We start from the raw sequence: 16,974 nt of genomic DNA on the forward strand, positions 1-16,974 counted from the left end.
TACCCTGTTTTCCATCAGTTACCTATTGATAAGGACAGTTAGAGGAGACATTGCCAAAAAATTAATAGGAGCACGCCTTTTCACGTGCTCCTATTTATCGGGTTATTTTGCAGAAACAACTTCTCTTTCATTATTTTTTTCGTGTCGGATTGTTGCCTGTGCTGCTGCCAACCGGGCTAACGGTACACGGTATGGTGAACAGCTGACATAGTCAAGTCCGGCGTTGTAGCAGAATTCAATCGAACTCTTCTCTCCGCCATGCTCACCGCAAATACCTGTCTTGAGGCCCGGCTTTGTCTTGCGGCCAAGTTGGACTCCCGTTTCAACTAGTTTGCCCACACCCTCACGATCAAGGACCGCAAACGGATTTTCAGGAAGGACTTTCTGTTCGATATAAGCCTGAAGGAACTTGCCTTCCGCGTCATCACGACTGTATCCAAATGTCGTCTGAGTCAGGTCATTCGTACCGAATGAGAAGAAATCAGCCTCCTCAGCGATCTGGTCCGCAGTCAGTGCTGCTCGCGGAATCTCGATCATTGTGCCCACAGTGTATTCAAAATCCTTGCCTGTTTCCTCTTTGATGCTAAGTGCCGCAGCATTGACTAGTTCACGCATTTCCTTCAGCTCATTTACATGTCCTACAAGCGGAATCATGATTTCCGGCTGGACCTCGATCCCTTTCTCAGCCAGCTTCGCTACAGCATAGAAGATGGCTCGCGCTTGCATCTCATAGATTTCAGGATGGATCATGCCGAGACGGCAGCCGCGGTGGCCAAGCATCGGGTTAAATTCATCAAGCTGTCTTACTTTTTTAAGCAGCGCTTCCTTTTCCTTGAGTTCCTTTGCCTCAGGATTCAGGATTTGCAGCTTTGTAATCTCTACCAGCAGTTCTTCCTTATCAGGCAAGAACTCATGTAATGGAGGATCCAGCAAACGGATGGTCACAGGCAGTCCCTGCATAACCTCGAGGATGCCTTCAAAATCACCCTGCTGCATTGGGAGTAGTTCATCCAAAGCGGCATTCCGCTCCTCGAAAGTCTCGGCAAGAATCATTTTCTGGACGATCGGCACCCTGGCAGCGTCCATGAACATATGCTCTGTACGGCACAAACCGATACCGCCAGCACCAAATTCAAGCGCCTTGGCAGAATCCTCCGGGTTATCGGCGTTGGCGCGCACTCCGATTTTTCGTTCTTCGTCCGCCCATGAAAGGAGAAGCTGGAATTCATCAGACAGTTCAGGCTCGATCATCGGAATCTCACCAAGCATGATTTCGCCAGTTCCTCCATCAATAGTAATGATATCGCCATGGTTCACAATCACTTCACCAACGAGGAATTGTTTCTCGTGAAGGTCAATTTTCATCGCTTCACATCCGCAAATACAAGCTTTCCCCATTCCGCGTGCTACAACGGCAGCATGGCTGGTCATTCCACCTCGGCTCGTAACCACTGCCTGGGCAGCGATAATGCCGTGGATATCATCCGGAGTCGTTTCAGGGCGGACAAGGATGACCTTTTGACCTTCATTTGCAAGCAGCTCCGCTTCATCTGCATCGAATACAACCTTACCGGTAGCTGCTCCAGGTGATGCTGGCAGCCCTTTGGCAAGCTGATTACGTTCAAAATCCTCATCGATCCTGCGGTGAAGAAGCTGGTCCAGCTGCTCTTGATCCACTCGGAGCAGGGCAGACTTTTTATCGATAATGCCCTCTTTCACCAATTCAGTAGCAATCCGGATTGCTGCTTGCGCTGTTCTTTTTCCTGTTCGGGTCTGCAGGATGAAGAGATTACCGCGTTCAACCGTGAATTCTATGTCCTGCATATCTTCGTAATGCTTTTCAAGCCGCTGGCATGTCTCGACAAATTGCTGATAGACTTCAGGCATTTCATCCTTGAGGGTCTGGATTGGCTGAGGTGTACGGATTCCCGCTACGACGTCCTCTCCCTGGGCATTGATCAGGTATTCGCCGTACAGAATGTGTTCACCTGTAGACGGGTCGCGTGTGAAGGCCACACCTGTTCCTGAATCGTCACCCATATTACCGAAGACCATACTCTGGATATTGACAGCCGTTCCAAGGTGCGAAGGAATTTTATTCAAGCGGCGGTATACAATCGCCCGCTGATTGTTCCATGAATCGAATACAGCATTAATGGAAAGAAACAATTGTTCCTTAGGATCCTGAGGGAATGGCTTTCTTGTATGTTTTTGTACGATATTTTTGTACCCTTCGATGACTTCCTTCCAATCCTCGGCTGACAATTCAGGATCAGCTGAATATCCTTTTGCTTCCCTTGTTTCTTCAAGGAAGCGTTCGAAGAAGAAGACATCGACATCCAAAACTACGTCACTGAACATCTGGATAAAACGGCGATAAGAATCGTAGGCAAATCGAGCATTATTCGTAAGCTGCGCCATGCCTTCAACTGTTTCATCGTTCATGCCCAGATTCAGGACTGTGTCCATCATGCCCGGCATTGAGAAAACCGCACCGGAGCGGACTGAAACCAGCAGAGGATTTTCTGGATTGCCAAGCTTTTTGCCTGTCTTTTCTTCCAGCTCACCAAGCGCTTCCAGTACTTGTGCCTGTACTTCAGCTGGAATGGTCTTCCCTGCATCATAATATGCATTGCATGCTTCCGTAGAAATGGTGAAACCAAATGGGACAGGCAGGCCAATGCGTGTCATTTCCGCGAGGTTGGCACCTTTACCTCCAAGGATTTCTTTCATTCCGCTGTTTCCTTCATTAAAAAGATAAACAAATTTAGACATCAGCCAAAACTCCTCTCACTTTTTAGAATATCGAGTATTAATCCTGCAGTTTCTTCAATCGCTTTATTTGAAACGTTGATGACCGGGCAGCCGACACGCTTCATGATCTTTTCTGCGTAATCCAATTCTTCTAAAATGCGTTCGTAGCTTGCATAATTTGCCCTTGCACCAAGCCCGAGTGCTTTAAGTCTCTCTGTCCTGATTTCATTCAGCTTATCCGGAGAAATAATCAACCCTACACATTTGCTTCTTGGGATTTGGAACAATTCATCAGGAGGCTTTACCTCAGGGACAATCGGCACATTGGCTACCTTGTAACGCTTATGCGCCAGGTACATCGATAACGGCGTTTTTGAGGTCCTTGATACGCCGACCAGGACTATATCAGCTCTTAAAATACCTCGGGGGTCCCTGCCATCATCATACTTAACGGCAAATTCAATCGCTTCGATCTTCCTGAAGTATTCATCATCAAGCTTCCTCATCATGCCAGGACGATGATTTGGCTCCTTGTTGAACTTTTTTTCAAAAGCATTCATCAGCGGATTCAACAAGTCGACTGCATAAATCCCCTCTTCTTTGGCCCTTTTATCCAGATATGCTTTTAGAGCTGGGACAACGATAGTGTAAGCAATGATGGAATGGCCCTGCCTGGCAACCATGATGATATCCTCAATGTCCTCTTCATCCTCGACATAGGAATTTCTTCTAATATCAACCTGACCGCCATTAAACTGTGTTGCCACAGCTTTTACAACAAATTCTGCTGTTTCCCCGACTGAATCGGATACAACATAGACAACTTCCTTCATCTCCAAAATACACTCACATCCTAGACAGATTTTTGCTCAGCGATTTCCAGATAAACCTTTGTAATGGTCGTTTTCGTAATACGTCCGATGACCTCATATGTATCTGGCTTGTTGTTGAGTTCCCGGACAACTGGCAGAGAATCGATTCTGTTCATAACAAGCTTTTTGGCTGCCTGCAGCAAAGTCTCTTCAGGTTTGACCATAATAATATTCGGCATCCTTGTCATGATCACGCTTACAGGGAGATCCTCCAGGTTCTTGTTCCCGATTGCCGCCCTGAGCAAATCCTTCCTGGAAATCACCCCGGCCAGGCATCCTTCAGAGTCAACAGCATACAGGGTACCTACATCCTCCAGGAACATTTGCACAATCGCATCGTAAACAGAAGATGATTTTTGGACGACAATTGGATGGCCTTTGTAATCATTCACTTTCATATCAAGAATTGCTGATGCTTCGAATCGCTTTTCTTTCTCTTTATTGAAGAAATAGCCTACCCTCGGCCTTGCCTCCAGGCTCCCCGCCATCGTAAGGATAGCCAAATCCGGACGGAGTGTTGCCCTGGTAAGCTTCAGCTTTTCAGCAATCTGCTCTCCGGTAATCGGACCATCCTCTTTTACTATTTGAACGATTTCTTCCTGCCGTTTTGTTAGTTTCATAGAACTCACCACCAACGTACCCCCAATAATAATTATGTTACATTATCAAGGAATTTTTAAATGTGTTATCCTTATTGATTTATAGTATATAACATTTAAATGAAAATCAAAAGAAAATGATTCAATAATTCTTAAATTCTTCAAAAATAGTGTATCCATAAAGGTTATACTCAAATGACACCCTAAGGCATTAAGCCATACTTAAAAAATTGGAGGACTGAGATGATGCAAATGGAGGTCTGGTTCATCTGTTTGGCAATTCCCATAAAATCCTCCTTCCTTCTGCTGCACACAGCTTTTCCAGTGTAACAAAAAACCCCTGGTCCAAGTCCCAGGGGTGATCTTCATTCATTGATATTCAATTCGAGTGTAACAGGACAGTGGTCACTGCCCAGCACGAAGCATGCTGCATCTGCTGCTGTGATTGCAGGAGCCAGCTTCTCTGAAACAATGAAATAATCAATTCGCCAGCCAATATTCCTTTCTCTTACCTTGTTCATATAGGACCACCAGGTGTAGACATCCGTGGCGTCCGGATGAAGATGGCGGAAGGAGTCAACGAATCCGCTGCTGAGAAGTTCAGTCATTTTTCCTCTTTCTTCATCAGTGAATCCGGAATTCCCCCGGTTCGGTTTAGGATTTTTAAGATCGACTTCACGGTGGGCCACGTTCAAATCTCCGCACAAGATCACCGGCTTATCCTGGTCCAGGTCAAGCAAATATTCTCTCAGCCTGTCTTCCCAGGCAATGCGATAACCAAGCCTTGCCAAATCTCGCTGGGAGTTTGGAGTGTAAACATTTACGAGATGAAATTTTTCAAACTCCAGCGTGATTGCTCTGCCCTCATGATCGTGTTCAACTGAACCAATGCCATATTTTACAGAAATGGGTTCTTCCTTCGTAAAAACAGCTGTCCCGGAATAGCCCTTCTTTTCTGCATAATTCCAGAACTGATGATAGCCCTCTAATTCAAGATTTATTTGACCTGCCTGCAGTTTCGTTTCCTGCAGGCAGAAGATATCTGCGTTAGCTTCCTTAAAATAATCCAAAAACCCTTTATTTGTACAAGCTCTTATTCCATTGACATTCCAGGATACAAATTTCATCTATGCAATTTCTCCTTTTTGCTGAAAAAATCATATTCTACCATTCTATCAGTCTTCGAGCAGGGATTCTAATATGGCGACTCCTTTTTCTATATCTGCAATCGGAGCGTTGGCAAAAGAAAGGCGGAAACAGGGCATGTTCTGTGTGGTATAAATCCGCCCGGGATTGATTAAGACTCCCTCCGAGAGTGCTTTCCGATACAGATCCTGCAAGGAGATTTCTTTCTTTATTTTAACCCAGATAAAAAATCCGCCCTTTGGTACTTCCCACTCAGCATATTTAGACAAATTATTTTCCAATGCTGATAATGCCGCGTCTCTCCTCTCCTTCAGCTGCGTCCTCACCTTTAACACGTGCCGTTCGTATAACCCGCTTGACAGCCACTCAGCGGCCACTCGCTGTGATAATGAGCTGGAGCCATAGTCCGTTTGCATTTTCAAATCAGCCAGCCGGTCAATTACCGCTTCCGGACCAACAACCCATCCAATTCGCAAACCTGGATTCAGGCTCTTTGACAGACTTCCAAGATACAAGACATTTCCGTGCCTGTCATTGGACTTGATTGGCGGTGGTGGAGGCGAGTCTATCCATAAATCGCCATACACATCATCCTCGATAATAGGGAGCTGTTCACTTTCAGCAAACTTTAGCAATTCGAGCCTTCTTTCTTCCTCCATCAATATACCTGTTGGATTATGAAACGTTGGCTGAGTGTACAATACAGATTTTTGAGTCCCTTCTAACAGCTCAGGTATGATCCCTTGCTTGTCCAGTGTGATCCCACGAAGCCTCATTCCAGCAGACTGGAACGTAGAAAGTGAATATAGGTATGAAGGGTTTTCAAGATATACGGTTGATCCTCTTTCTAATAAGCCAATGGAAATCAGATGCAGCGCCTGCAATGCGCCTGACACCACCAGAACGGACGAGGCAGGCACCTCAATGCCTTTTGATTTCAGATGCGTACTGATCGCTCTCCTTAGTTCCGGATTTCCTTTAGGATCTTCATACCCAAAAGGCTGGAGCTCCTGACCGACCTTTGTCATCACAGCTCTCATTTCTTCCAAAGGGAACAAGTCTCTTGATAATTCCCCCTTGCTGAGCTGGATCAAGTTTCCGTCAGATTCTGCCTTGTTGATGGCCTGTACTGTACCAATACTCGCCTGATGGGTACCCAGTTGCACTTGTTCATTCCAGTTCACCGGCGCATTTACTGACATGAGGGTCCATGTATTATTCACAACGATCGTTCCCATGCCATGCATGCCCTCTATAAGGCCATCAGCTGCCAGCTCATCCAGCGCAGTGATGACCGTGCTTCTGTTTACTTCAAATTGCCTGGCAAGTTCCCGCTGGCTGGGGAGCCTGCTGCCCACAGGCCAGGTTCCATTTGTGATTTGACTTTTGATATATTCAATAATCACCTTGTATTTAGGTGTTTTCATTTCTAAGCTCCATTCAAAATTGGTTGGTTTTATAATACCCCTACTGGTTGGATACATTTTAACAAGACCCCGTTATATTTAAAAGAAAAAGTTGTATCAGGATTAAATTGGATGGTTTTAGAGAGGTGATTCACTTGAATGTAAAAATAGCAGCAGCACATGTTCTTGTCATTTTATTTTGGGGTTCGGCATTCGCAGGAATCAGGCATGGACTTGAAGGATATTCTCCAGAACACCTTTCATTCTTAAGGTTGCTGATTGGTTCCATTGCCCTTGTTTTCTATGCAGTTCTTACAAAAATGATACTTCCTGAAATAAAGGACTTGCCAGTCATATTCCTGTTTGGGTTTCTCGGTTTCGCGGTATACCAAACAGCACTGAGTTTCGGGGAAAAAAGTGTCAGCGCCGGTGCTGCCAGCCTGCTGGTCTCTACTTCCCCGTTATTTATCGGACTTCTAGGGAGGTTATTCTTCGGGGAACGGACCGGTAAAAATTACTGGTTCGGAGCTGGGATCAGTATGATAGGAATCTTCTTGATCTCTTTTGGGTCGGGCGGAGGATTTGGATTAGGAATCGGGGTCAGTTTGATTTTGATTGCTTCCCTATCAGAATCCATTTACTTCGTGTTTCAACAGAACTATTTGGCTAAATACGGAGCATTGCCGTTTACTGCTTACACTATATGGGCCGCAACAATCTTTATGAGCCTCTTTGCCGGTGGTTTGGGCCAGGAGATTGCTGCAGCATCCCCTGGCGCTACGTTTAGCACTATTTACCTCGGGCTGTTTCCAACCGTGATCGCCTATTTTGCTATAGCTTATATAACAGCGGAATCCGGTGCAGCGGAAGCAGCAAATTCTCTATATCTGACACCAACAGCTGCCTTCCTTATCGCCTGGATGTGGCTTGGAGAGGTCCCATCACCATTGACGGTAATAGGTGGTGTGATTACTCTTATAGGGGTTTCCTTAACGTACTTAAATGCAAAAATCCAAGCAGAAAACTCTTCTTCAGAGGTCAAAGGATAATTGCTCTGCTTCACCTTTCTTCTTTTCACGTGATGCTGTCGTATTCTTCATTTCCTTGGACTGAATCCTAGCGTTCTTCATTGCCTTGATCACATCCACCATCGGCGCCTCGTATCCAAGCTTATAGAAGCCTGGATAGAGCCATGGTTCGTGGATGTACTTACTTGAAATCCCGTCCAATTCCGGTATGTACCTGCGGATAAACGAGCCATCCGGATCCAGCTGACGGCCGAGTTTCACCGGATTTTGAATTTTCGGCCAGCCTTTCAACCCTGATATTTGCTGATAATAGAAATCATGGATCGCCGGCTCGTAATCCAAATATAATCCAGCCAGTTTTGCGGATGGTTTCTCACTATCCAGCAGGAGGATATTGGATACGAATGAGATCACCAGCCCTCTCAGCGTGAAATTGAGCCATCCGGTCTTATACAAACATCTCATCGAAGCATCGATGATCGGAATACCTGTTTTACCTTCAAGCCAACGCAGGTACCATTCATCATTCCATATTCTTTCAATCTTGCTATCGCCAGTAACCTCTGCTTGAGGTAAGCTGCAGATTTTCACCCGCGTATAAAGCCCCGATAAAAACTGTTCAAGCTGCAGCCTCTCCTTGTCACACTCAATCATATCTAGTTTTTGTGTTGTTTTTTGGAAAATCGTCCTCACCGATATATTCCCCCAGACGATAAAGGCAGAAAGCCTGGAGGATGATTGGGATGAGGCTAAAGGATTCTGAAGGTTTTCCATATAGCTTAAATATCTTTGATCGAGAAATGTATCGAGGGTTTCAACTGCCTGCAGTTCTCCACCCTGCTGCCCAAAACGGATCTTGCTGCCTTTACTATTCATTGTTTTGAGCTTCTTTAAATCGGTAAACAGGATTTCCGGAACATGCGAAGGTGAATGGATTTCCTCAGGAGCAGGTATCAGCGGTTGAGCCATATAGGTTTCATAGACTCTTTTGAAGCCCCTTGCTGACCCCTTTTTGGGTTCCAGACCATAGGTTGTCAAAGTCTGGGTGTGTTGTTTTACCCATTTCGTGACTTTATCCAGAACCAGGGAGTCGGCATGGGAAAATACATGGATCGATTCATATGTCTCCAGCAAAACCCCCAAAACTGCCTCCAGTTCATCTTGCGCAAAAAAAAGCTGGCCGTTACGTTGCTGCAGCTGCTTTGACAGCTCAGCAAGGCTTTCAACAACAAATTGATAATGTCTTTTTGAAAGAATGGACCCTTCCCATTCGGAAGGCTCAAAAACATATAACGGCAATACCTCACCCCTGTCAGCTGCCGCAGTTAACGGCTGATGATCAGAAATTCGCAAATCTCTATGGAAAAGAATGATATTCATCCAGCACCAACTCCATTACATGTTCCTTCTTCGAATAACAAAAAATGGCGCACCAATATGGCTGCCACCTTATTCCTTTAATTCAACACTTCTCGTAACAAGATTCCTAAGACGATTCCCAGGAACATAGAGGTTAATGTCCCCAGCAGGAAATATTCAGCCCAGTCCCGATCATCCATTTGCTTGAAGCGCGCAATTGATTTTGCGGTAACAATGAAGGCGATTGCCGGATAGGATCCATAGTACGTGAGCAGGATGACCAGGAGCCTTTCAATATAGCCGATCAGCTTTCCGCGAGACATATCGTGTTTATTGAAAACCATATAGCTATATTGCTCTGAAAGACCTTGATCACTCATTCTTTTCTTTGGATACCCAGATTCCTTCAATTCATTTTTAAACGTGTATTTCCCTTCAAAAGTCAACAGCTGTCCAGGCAATGAGCCCAGCAGAATCCTAATCAAATGTCCGCTGACAGAAGTTCCTAAAATTAAAATAACCACAAAAAACAAGATTGAGCTCCCCGTGCTTAACTGCCGTCCTTCCTCGAACAGCAATTCTATGAATCTGCTAAAATTTGAAACAAGCGGCATTCCGTAGAATAACTGAATGGCAATCATAATCATCACAAGGTGGAGCAGCTGATCCAAAATAAAAAACCATAATTTACTGAAGTTTTCCCGGTTTGTGTACTCATCAACCATTTTTATTTTTACAAGGTCAATGACTAAATGCGTTCCTGCAATGAACATGGCAGGCCAAACAACAGCCCTGAGCAGAGGCTGGTGATCACCTGAAAGAAACCAGCCTGCTGACAAAACAACTGTGGTCAACAGGTAGTGATGGAGAATATGCTTTTTAATATTCTTCAGCTTTTCTTGTACCATTTTGTCTGTCTGAAGGTAAAAATCAGCTAGTAAATGCGCTATGATTAAACTCAAAAAAAGCATAATAGCTCCTTTCCACTAAAGGCTGAAGATTTTTTCCACCCTGTCCCTGATATACTTTCTTATGTCATCCTCTTGATCGTGTGGTTCTGTAACATTGTTACTTCTTGATTGAATCAAGTTCAATGCCAATTTAATTTTCCGATAACTATTGAGGATCTGCTCACTGTGCCCTTTTTTAAAGTGGCTGTATATCGTTGGGGCAGAGCGGCCCAAAAGTTCGGCTACAGCGTTCTGTTTCCCATATATTAGGTAAAGGGAGCAAACAAGCCGCTGGATTTCCGTTTGCTGAATAGTCAATTCATGCTGGAGCGAAACCATACCATTCAGCAGGATTAAAAGCTCGTCCTCCGGATGCTCAACCTTAAACAAAAATGACTCTCTGTCTTTTTGCTTTTTCAGTTTGTCGTTGGCGATTCTAGCCTGTTTAACCAAAGGGTGGATCCATTTTTCGATATCAATCTGATCCACGTTCTTTTCAATGCTCCCAAAAGCAAGACCGAAGTACGGCTGGTGATTCTCATATTTCCAAATACGACTGATATAAAAAGCGACGGTAAACGCTGTAGCATACCCTTCGGCAATCAGGATCAGCTCATCCCCGGATCGATGCTTCACCTGGATGGATCGATTTCCTTGGAACCAATCCCTCACCCAGTGTTCCAATCCCGATATATAATTGCTTAATTCATCCCCGGATGCTGCCGAAGAGGACTTGGAAATATCCATGATGAAAACAGAAGCAGGCACCATTGCCATACCACCCAACATTAGATTTTAGATTATATAATCTAATATTATTAAAATTAGATAGTATAGTCAAATCTCTTCAAAATTAGACTGTTCCCTTCATTAAGACTTTCCTTTTCATTTTAACAAGAGCATACGTTCGGTTCAATGGGTAAATAAGTACAAAAAGAGCCCATAGATCAGGGGCATAATTGTACCCTTTCTACGCGGCTCTTTTCAGTTGCTTATTCTTCTGTTACGACGACCTTTTCCATTACATCGCCATTTCTCATCGCTTTGGCAGCTTCCAGACCGGAAGTCACTTTACCGAATACAGTGTGAACACCATTCAGATGCGGCTGTGACTCATGAACGATGAAGAACTGGCTTCCGCCTGTATCTTTTCCTGCGTGTGCCATTGAAAGCGCGCCAGGAACGTGTGTATGCGGGTTTCCTTCTGTTTCACACTTGATTGTGTAACCCGGTCCCCCTGTCCCTGTTCCGTGCGGGCAGCCTCCCTGGCTGACAAATCCAGGAATGACACGGTGGAAGTTCAAGCCATTATAGAAACCTTCGTTTGCGAGCTTTTCAAAGTTAGCAACTGTTCCAGGTGCTTCGTTTGGATAAAGTTCGAATTCGATTTTCTCACCATTTTGCATTTGTATGTATCCTTTTTTAGCCATGTGAATCATCTCCTTTGATAAAATCATTGTTATCATAACACTTTTCAAAATAAAAATAAAAGTTTCCACACCTTTGAATTGTATTTTTTCAACACCAGTGTGTTAAAATATAACTGCCTCTGCCGAACCTTCGCTTGTTGCGGGACACTTAACCACTGTACGGACGGCAGGGGCCCTGCTTTTGCAGGCTGAATGATGAAATTTTCAAACCTTGCTCTCGTAAGGTTTTTATTTATGTTTGCTCATTTAATAGATTGGTAAAATTACATTTTTCTGTAAAGGAGTATACATGCTGAATTTAATAGATTTTAAGTATAGAAAATGGGCAATTTACCTATCCTACACATTGTTTATCATCTATATTCTCCTGGCGCTGACCCTTCTGTTTTTAAGTCCATACAGACAGGCTGCATATGAAATCAACACCGCAGGAGCTGAAAACTATAACCTCATTCCGTTTAAAACAATTTCAGACTACATAAAGGCATCTTCCCATATCAATCAAAGCATCTGGATTTCCAACCTTTTTGGCAACATCCTCGCTTTCATGCCGCTGGGATTTTTCCTGCCTTTGCTGTTTAAAAGATGCATTGGTTTTTGGCGAACGCTAGGATCCGTATTCCTGGCCACCTCACTTGTGGAAGGGCTGCAATTTGCAACCCATGTAGGAAGTTTCGATGTTGATGATATCATCCTAAATACAATAGGTGGAGCGATTGGATATTTGTTGTTTTTACTCCTCTATATGCTCGCTGTAAAAAAGGTGAAAAATGATGAGAATCAGAAAACTGAGTAATCACGAGCAGCCTCCCTGGGACCTGCTCCTGCTTGCCGACCCTTCCGAAGAGTTGGTGTCAGCCTATGTTAAGGCCGGTACATGCTATATTGCAGAAGCCCAGACCGGCCCACCTGTAGGGGTGATCGTTCTTCTGCCGCTGACAGATGGAAAATTAGAAATTGTGAATCTAGCAGTCAAGGAGACGATGCAGGGGAAAGGAATCGGAACAAGTCTCTTGAAGCATGGTGTGAAGGTAGCGAGGAAATCAGGTTATCAGCAAATCGAGATCGGGACAGGCAATTCAAGCATCAATCAGCTCGCCCTATACCAAAAAGCCGGCTTCCGTATTACTGGAATTGAGCGTGATTTTTTCATAAGAAATTACGCTGAACCCATTTATGAAAATGGGATTCAGTGCAGGGATATGATCCGGTTATCGATGTCCCTGTCCGATTCAGGATGAACCAACTTGCACAAAGGACCCTGGGGTTTATTTACGGGGTCTTTTCAGGCTGATTTTAAAGATTGTTTTCGCATTGTTTCGTATATTTACTTTTTTAACGATTGACCAGAAGCGGAAGATGGCTATAGATGCCAACCACTTCTTCCATCTTCATCCTTACAAGCCCGCTTGAAGAAGGGGCGACGAAATCAATCGTCCCCGGAACGACAGAATACTCCTGCTCCCCCCAGGGAATATCCTTCTTGCCGCTATATTGCTGATAAACCCCTTTTCCGACGTAACAGACGATCTTAGGCCGGTAAACCTCAATTTTCCGCTTTAGCTCTTCTCTTCCCTCCTGGTATTCCTCCTTTGTGATTTCATCCGCAGCCTTCGTTGGGCGTGCCACTATGTTCGTCATTCCATAACCTATTTCGAGAAGCTTGTAATCCTCAGCAGAATCATATTTTCTCGGGGTAATCCCCGCTTCAAAAAGAATTTTCCAAAATCGATTATTCGGATTTGCGTAATGATGGCCCGTTTCCGATGATCGGATACTTGGATTAAAGCCAACAAAAATCACTTCAAGCCCTTCCCGCAAATGGTCTAAGATCGTATTCACCGCTCCATCTCCTCTCCGGCTTCTTCTATTCAGCAACAGCTCACCAATACCGTGGCGGAAGCTCGTTATGTTTGCTGATTCCCTTAAAGATCCTTAAATGAAACAAAAACTCATCATAGAACATCGACTCAGCATTCTCGAAAGAATAGGCATCTGCAAACCGATCCAATAATTCAGAGTCAATGTTATCCTCAAGACCGCTAAGCCACATTTTATAGCCGTGTTGTTCGTATATATCACTCAGACCGGCCCATTCAAACATACTCTGAAGCTCTTTTTCACCCATTGTATCACTCCTTTATATTACTCCTACATCATTTCACCTTTTTGTATGTTTATATACGAGTCTGCATTCTACAAAAAACGGCAAGCATCACTGCCTCCTTCATTAGAAGACAGAATGAAGATATCCTGCCCATTCTCCAGATTCACTGTAGTAAAACCGTAGCTTTCAAGAGAACTCATACCTTCAAGGGAAACAACGGCCGAAGAGAAAAGCAAAGCTTGCAAATGGAACAATGATGTTTCAATCATTTCTGCCAGGGCATCCTGCTTTAGACCAACCATGATGGCAATCCTTCCACGAATCCCCAGGGCTTCATAAGCATACGCAACACTCTCAGCCATAAGTTCGGATAGCCCCGCTGCTGTGGAGATAAGATCACTCCAATTTTCATCAAAAACGAGTACAGACCAATTCAAATTGGAATGCTGGTTCTCAAATTCAATTTTCAAGTACTGTTCGTCATCATTAAACTGATAAATAGACTTTAGTTCACTCATTATTTCCCTCAAGTTTTTTGTTTAGCGTTCCCATTTCATTACGGTTCATGAAAAGGTTCTGAATGAAAAGCCGTTCTATGTAAAATACTTACATAAAAGTGAACGTGAAAAGCTACATATTTCAGTTCACACAAGAAAACTCAAGATTACTGCATGAATACTTACAAAAAGGGAAATGAAAGAGAAACACCATGAAGGAGGACCAACAAAATGGATCGACATGAACGAGAGCAACAAACCCAGGTCAGGAATGACGAGCAGGAGCATAGCATGGTATGCAATGACCAGCTATTTTTTGCGGAGTTAAGAATAGCAGCAGAGGAATCGGAGAAAGACCGATTGAGCAACGAAAACAGCACCAAATAATTAATATAGGCTTAGAAAGATAATCAGAAAAGAGAAAGGCTTTTCCCTTTCTCTCAGACTGTAGACAAACTCGATGGAAATCGAGCTTGTCTGCAGTCTTTTTTTTTGGTTGAGCTGCAATGGGGGATGTTGATTTCCGTTCCAGGCGCTTCGCTTTCCGCCGGGCTGGCGGTGAGCCTCCTCACCGCCGTTGGCGTCTGCGGGGTCTCACCTGTCCAGCTGATCCCGCAGGACCTGAAGAGCTTCTCCGAATAGACCCACGCACGATGGAAATGCGGTAGCATTTTCGGAGGAGTCTACGCGCCTTCCACTCCAATCAACAGTGTATTCTCAACTTAACGTAGAACTATACCGAAGTCTATTTTAAAATAGAGATATATAACGCTTGAGGTGATAAAGATCCTTTCGAAAAATAATCCAATCCAAGTGATCAATTAGAAATGGTTGCTTTAGACCAGCTAGTTCCTCAGGAACATTTAGTCCGTAAGATGGAAGCTGCCATTGATTTTTCTTTCATTTATGACTTGGTGAAGGATGTGTATTCGGAAGTAGGACGCCCAAGCATTGACCCTGTTATCTTGATTAAACTCTCAACGGCTTTGCCTTATACCCGACCAAAAGGACGAAGGATGGATTCTTCCGTAAATATGACTATGTTTATGACGAATTTTACGACTGTTATTTGTGTCCTGCCGGAGAGGTCCTGAAGTATTCGACCACAACGAAAGAGGGATATCGTGAATATAAATCCCCCAAACAGATTTGCGCCATCTGCCCTTTTTTAGCGTAATGCACAGAAAGCAAGGATCACCAAAAGGTAGTAACGCGTCATATCTGGCAGGAGTATGTGGAAGAGGCAGACCACTTGAGGCATAAGCCAGAAGTAAAACAAATCTATGCGAAGCGCAAAGAAACCATCGAGCGCGTATTCGCAGATGCAAAAGAAAAGCATGGCATGCGTTGGACAACCCTGAGGGGGCTTAAAAAATAGTCGATGCAGGCGATGCTTACTTTCGCTGCCTTGAACCTGAAGAAGATGGCCAACTGGACATGGAGAAGTCCAGTAATGGCCTAAAAGTAAAGCAAAGAGAATCTATTTTCTTTGAAAAACCGATGAAATCTCAAAAAGGGGTTCGGAATGCGAGCATTCCGAACCCCTTTTGTCTACAAACTGAGAGAAAGGCTTTTGCCTTTCTCTTTATTAATGCAATCCACTAACTGATGAAACGGTCCCGTTCGGCAGCTTCTTCCTCACGCTGCGCTTCCCGTTCCTCGTACCAAAACTTAATATGGGTAAGGATGGAGAAGACAAGGAAGAAATTCATAGTCCATACACTTACAAAAGGAGCAATCCCGCCAAAATCAACTGCCTCATATTGTTTAATGACCATTACAATATATGACTCAATGAACACAAGAACAAAACCTGCTACACCAGCAATCGCCATTCGCATCATAATCAATAACCACCTCATCATAATTATCAGATTATTTAAATAATACGACTCATTATTGTCTAGTGTATCATCTTGTTCATATTTTTGCCACAATTACATATTGACAATTTGTCACACTTCTAATGGTTATCGATTCAATCTTTTCTGCTTCTGCATGATGTCATATGATTTTTCAATAATATCTGTCAAGACATCGCCTTTATAAATTCTGCCAATCTTCGTATTTTCCTGATAGTAATCTACAATTTCATCAAGTTTGTCTGCTGTATCTTTTGTTACTCTTACATTCAATTGAATTCTCTGGGGCTCTTTCATCGGAATGGTTTCCCTCCAAATTCTTTAAAATTCACAATCTATCAACTGCTAGCAATCAGATATCCTGTTGATATTTGTCGCTAACTGATTGGCAACATTCTCTATTTTAGCACACTCCAGCAGGATGTAACATGATCTTACACCTAACCTTTGTTTCCCATATAAGCGTAAAGGGTAAATTTATAGCAAATCAATCAAAAGGAAAAAATGTCTGGAGAATCTACTATGAAACTGACAAATTGGTCCTACACAAGAAGGTATAATATTAAAGCTCAATTTGATGCCTTTCCCAATTCAGTCGTTTTGTTCCGCCGGATCAAGGATTATTATTTTGTTTATACCGTGAACTGGTCTATTCAGGATCCAGTTGTAACAAAGCAGGTGTTGGAGGAAATGGAATGGCTTTTGAACAAAGACTTGGGCACCGAAGATGCTTACCGCCATCGAAAGGTCTTCCGCGACTGATTAGTAGGATTATAGTAAATTTTTGATTTTTCATTTACAACTACAAAGATTTATTTTAAGATGATGTGGAAAACAACAACTGCATAGTTTATTGCACTAGGGGAGCTTTTTGCTGAGAAGAACGTTGTTCTGACCCTTATGACCCGATCTGGATAATACCAGCGTGGGGAAGTGCAGGCGAAGCTCATCGTTATTTTTCCCA

Annotated in this window: 19 protein-coding genes, 1 pseudogene and 1 riboswitch; of the genes and pseudogenes, 6 read left to right on the top strand and 14 right to left on the bottom strand. The window is 43.7% G+C overall.

What is annotated here, in order from left to right; all coding sequences use genetic code 11:
* Positions 1 to 102 precede the first annotated feature (102 nt).
* The 5 genes from ppdK to pdxR form a co-directional block, all read right to left on the bottom strand.
* The gene (gene ppdK / locus EJA10_RS14960; protein ID WP_125480825.1) at positions 103 to 2,775 is read right to left on the bottom strand and encodes a pyruvate, phosphate dikinase; all 2,673 of its coding nucleotides are present in this window, start codon (positions 2,773 to 2,775) and stop codon (positions 103 to 105) included.
* A complete protein-coding gene (locus EJA10_RS14965; RefSeq protein WP_125480826.1) occupies positions 2,775 to 3,593 on the bottom strand; it encodes a pyruvate, water dikinase regulatory protein in 819 nt (272 codons plus the stop codon). Before EJA10_RS14965 ends, ppdK begins: the two co-directional genes overlap by 1 nt.
* Positions 3,594 to 3,607: 14 nt before the next feature.
* Positions 3,608 to 4,246: a transcriptional regulator CcpN gene (gene ccpN, locus EJA10_RS14970; RefSeq protein WP_125480827.1), complete on the bottom strand. Its 639-nt coding sequence runs from the start codon at positions 4,244 to 4,246 to the stop codon at positions 3,608 to 3,610.
* A 344-nt stretch (positions 4,247 to 4,590) separates the two neighbouring features.
* The gene (locus EJA10_RS14975; RefSeq protein WP_125480828.1) at positions 4,591 to 5,352 is read right to left on the bottom strand and encodes an exodeoxyribonuclease III; all 762 of its coding nucleotides are present in this window, start codon (positions 5,350 to 5,352) and stop codon (positions 4,591 to 4,593) included.
* Between the two features lie 48 nt (positions 5,353 to 5,400).
* Positions 5,401 to 6,798, bottom strand: a complete 1,398-nt coding sequence (pdxR, locus tag EJA10_RS14980; protein ID WP_125480829.1) for a MocR-like pyridoxine biosynthesis transcription factor PdxR — start codon at positions 6,796 to 6,798, stop codon at positions 5,401 to 5,403.
* Positions 6,799 to 6,923: 125 nt separating this feature from the next.
* On the opposite strand from pdxR, the gene EJA10_RS14985 reads away from it, so the two are divergent.
* Complete coding sequence (locus EJA10_RS14985) at positions 6,924 to 7,826, top strand: DMT family transporter (RefSeq protein WP_125480830.1); 903 nt, start codon at positions 6,924 to 6,926, stop codon at positions 7,824 to 7,826.
* On the opposite strand, the gene EJA10_RS14990 is transcribed toward EJA10_RS14985, so the two are convergent.
* From EJA10_RS14990 to EJA10_RS15005, 4 genes are all read right to left on the bottom strand, one after another.
* A complete protein-coding gene (locus EJA10_RS14990; RefSeq protein WP_125480831.1) occupies positions 7,809 to 9,185 on the bottom strand; it encodes an FAD-binding domain-containing protein in 1,377 nt (458 codons plus the stop codon). The genes EJA10_RS14985 and EJA10_RS14990 overlap by 18 nt on opposite strands.
* Positions 9,186 to 9,262: 77 nt before the next feature.
* Positions 9,263 to 10,126 (bottom strand): DUF3307 domain-containing protein, encoded by an 864-nt coding sequence (locus tag EJA10_RS14995; RefSeq protein ID WP_170169157.1) that lies wholly within the window; start codon positions 10,124 to 10,126, stop codon positions 9,263 to 9,265.
* Positions 10,127 to 10,150: 24 nt separating this feature from the next.
* Complete coding sequence (locus EJA10_RS15000; protein WP_125480833.1) at positions 10,151 to 10,885, bottom strand: hypothetical protein; 735 nt, start codon at positions 10,883 to 10,885, stop codon at positions 10,151 to 10,153.
* 221 nt (positions 10,886 to 11,106) lie between these two features.
* Complete coding sequence (locus tag EJA10_RS15005) at positions 11,107 to 11,544, bottom strand: peptidylprolyl isomerase (protein WP_125480834.1); 438 nt, start codon at positions 11,542 to 11,544, stop codon at positions 11,107 to 11,109.
* A 289-nt stretch (positions 11,545 to 11,833) separates the two neighbouring features.
* On the opposite strand from EJA10_RS15005, the gene EJA10_RS15010 reads away from it, so the two are divergent.
* Both EJA10_RS15010 and EJA10_RS15015 read left to right on the top strand, forming a co-directional pair.
* Positions 11,834 to 12,340 (top strand): VanZ family protein, encoded by a 507-nt coding sequence (locus EJA10_RS15010; RefSeq protein WP_125480835.1) that lies wholly within the window; start codon positions 11,834 to 11,836, stop codon positions 12,338 to 12,340.
* Positions 12,318 to 12,785 carry a GNAT family N-acetyltransferase gene (locus EJA10_RS15015; protein WP_125481013.1) on the top strand — a complete coding sequence of 156 codons (468 nt, stop codon included), beginning with the start codon at positions 12,318 to 12,320 and terminating at the stop codon, positions 12,783 to 12,785. Before EJA10_RS15010 ends, EJA10_RS15015 begins: the two co-directional genes overlap by 23 nt.
* Before the next feature lie 94 nt (positions 12,786 to 12,879).
* Here the strand turns inward: EJA10_RS15015 and EJA10_RS15020 are convergent, their stop codons facing one another.
* From EJA10_RS15020 to EJA10_RS15030, 3 genes are all read right to left on the bottom strand, one after another.
* Positions 12,880 to 13,386 carry a mismatch-specific DNA-glycosylase gene (locus EJA10_RS15020; protein WP_125480836.1) on the bottom strand — a complete coding sequence of 169 codons (507 nt, stop codon included), beginning with the start codon at positions 13,384 to 13,386 and terminating at the stop codon, positions 12,880 to 12,882.
* Between the two features lie 40 nt (positions 13,387 to 13,426).
* Positions 13,427 to 13,672, bottom strand: a complete 246-nt coding sequence (locus EJA10_RS15025; RefSeq protein ID WP_125480837.1) for a hypothetical protein — start codon at positions 13,670 to 13,672, stop codon at positions 13,427 to 13,429.
* 68 nt (positions 13,673 to 13,740) lie between these two features.
* Positions 13,741 to 14,169, bottom strand: coding sequence for a hypothetical protein (locus EJA10_RS15030; protein ID WP_125480838.1), 429 nt, complete (start codon positions 14,167 to 14,169; stop codon positions 13,741 to 13,743).
* A 210-nt stretch (positions 14,170 to 14,379) separates the two neighbouring features.
* Between EJA10_RS15030 and EJA10_RS23435 the strand changes: the two genes are divergently transcribed.
* Both EJA10_RS23435 and EJA10_RS15035 read left to right on the top strand, forming a co-directional pair.
* Positions 14,380 to 14,535, top strand: coding sequence for a hypothetical protein (locus EJA10_RS23435; protein ID WP_170169158.1), 156 nt, complete (start codon positions 14,380 to 14,382; stop codon positions 14,533 to 14,535).
* 503 nt (positions 14,536 to 15,038) lie between these two features.
* Positions 15,039 to 15,610 (top strand): annotated as a pseudogene (locus tag EJA10_RS15035) (transposase); the annotation flags it as partial.
* 139 nt (positions 15,611 to 15,749) lie between these two features.
* Here the strand turns inward: EJA10_RS15035 and EJA10_RS15040 are convergent.
* Positions 15,750 to 15,992: a hypothetical protein gene (locus EJA10_RS15040; protein WP_125480839.1), complete on the bottom strand. Its 243-nt coding sequence runs from the start codon at positions 15,990 to 15,992 to the stop codon at positions 15,750 to 15,752.
* Positions 15,993 to 16,118: 126 nt separating this feature from the next.
* Positions 16,119 to 16,307 (bottom strand): hypothetical protein, encoded by a 189-nt coding sequence (locus EJA10_RS15045; protein ID WP_125480840.1) that lies wholly within the window; start codon positions 16,305 to 16,307, stop codon positions 16,119 to 16,121.
* Positions 16,308 to 16,532: 225 nt separating this feature from the next.
* Between EJA10_RS15045 and EJA10_RS15050 the strand changes: the two genes are divergently transcribed.
* The gene (locus tag EJA10_RS15050; protein ID WP_125480841.1) at positions 16,533 to 16,772 is read left to right on the top strand and encodes a hypothetical protein; all 240 of its coding nucleotides are present in this window, start codon (positions 16,533 to 16,535) and stop codon (positions 16,770 to 16,772) included.
* Positions 16,773 to 16,860: 88 nt separating this feature from the next.
* A riboswitch (TPP riboswitch) is annotated at positions 16,861 to 16,959 on the top strand.
* The last annotated feature ends 15 nt before the right edge of the window (positions 16,960 to 16,974 follow it).

The sequence above is a fragment of the Mesobacillus subterraneus genome (assembly GCF_003937825.1).
In the GTDB taxonomy this organism is placed as follows: Bacteria; Bacillota; Bacilli; order Bacillales; family Cytobacillaceae; genus Mesobacillus; species Mesobacillus subterraneus.

Coding starts and splice junctions, on each gene's coding strand:
- ppdK (WP_125480825.1), bottom strand. CDS start 2,775: ATGTCTAAATTTGTTTATCTTTTTAATGAAGGAAACAGCGGAATGAAA.
- ccpN (WP_125480827.1), bottom strand. CDS start 4,246: ATGAAACTAACAAAACGGCAGGAAGAAATCGTTCAAATAGTAAAAGAG.
- EJA10_RS14975 (WP_125480828.1), bottom strand. CDS start 5,352: ATGAAATTTGTATCCTGGAATGTCAATGGAATAAGAGCTTGTACAAAT.
- pdxR (WP_125480829.1), bottom strand. CDS start 6,798: ATGAAAACACCTAAATACAAGGTGATTATTGAATATATCAAAAGTCAA.
- EJA10_RS14990 (WP_125480831.1), bottom strand. CDS start 9,185: ATGAATATCATTCTTTTCCATAGAGATTTGCGAATTTCTGATCATCAG.
- EJA10_RS15000 (WP_125480833.1), bottom strand. CDS start 10,885: ATGGTGCCTGCTTCTGTTTTCATCATGGATATTTCCAAGTCCTCTTCG.
- EJA10_RS15005 (WP_125480834.1), bottom strand. CDS start 11,544: ATGGCTAAAAAAGGATACATACAAATGCAAAATGGTGAGAAAATCGAA.
- EJA10_RS15010 (WP_125480835.1), top strand. CDS start 11,834: ATGCTGAATTTAATAGATTTTAAGTATAGAAAATGGGCAATTTACCTA.
- EJA10_RS15015 (WP_125481013.1), top strand. CDS start 12,318: ATGAGAATCAGAAAACTGAGTAATCACGAGCAGCCTCCCTGGGACCTG.
- EJA10_RS15025 (WP_125480837.1), bottom strand. CDS start 13,672: ATGGGTGAAAAAGAGCTTCAGAGTATGTTTGAATGGGCCGGTCTGAGT.
- EJA10_RS15030 (WP_125480838.1), bottom strand. CDS start 14,169: ATGAGTGAACTAAAGTCTATTTATCAGTTTAATGATGACGAACAGTAC.
- EJA10_RS23435 (WP_170169158.1), top strand. CDS start 14,380: ATGGATCGACATGAACGAGAGCAACAAACCCAGGTCAGGAATGACGAG.
- EJA10_RS15040 (WP_125480839.1), bottom strand. CDS start 15,992: ATGATGCGAATGGCGATTGCTGGTGTAGCAGGTTTTGTTCTTGTGTTC.
- EJA10_RS15045 (WP_125480840.1), bottom strand. CDS start 16,307: ATGAAAGAGCCCCAGAGAATTCAATTGAATGTAAGAGTAACAAAAGAT.
- EJA10_RS15050 (WP_125480841.1), top strand. CDS start 16,533: ATGAAACTGACAAATTGGTCCTACACAAGAAGGTATAATATTAAAGCT.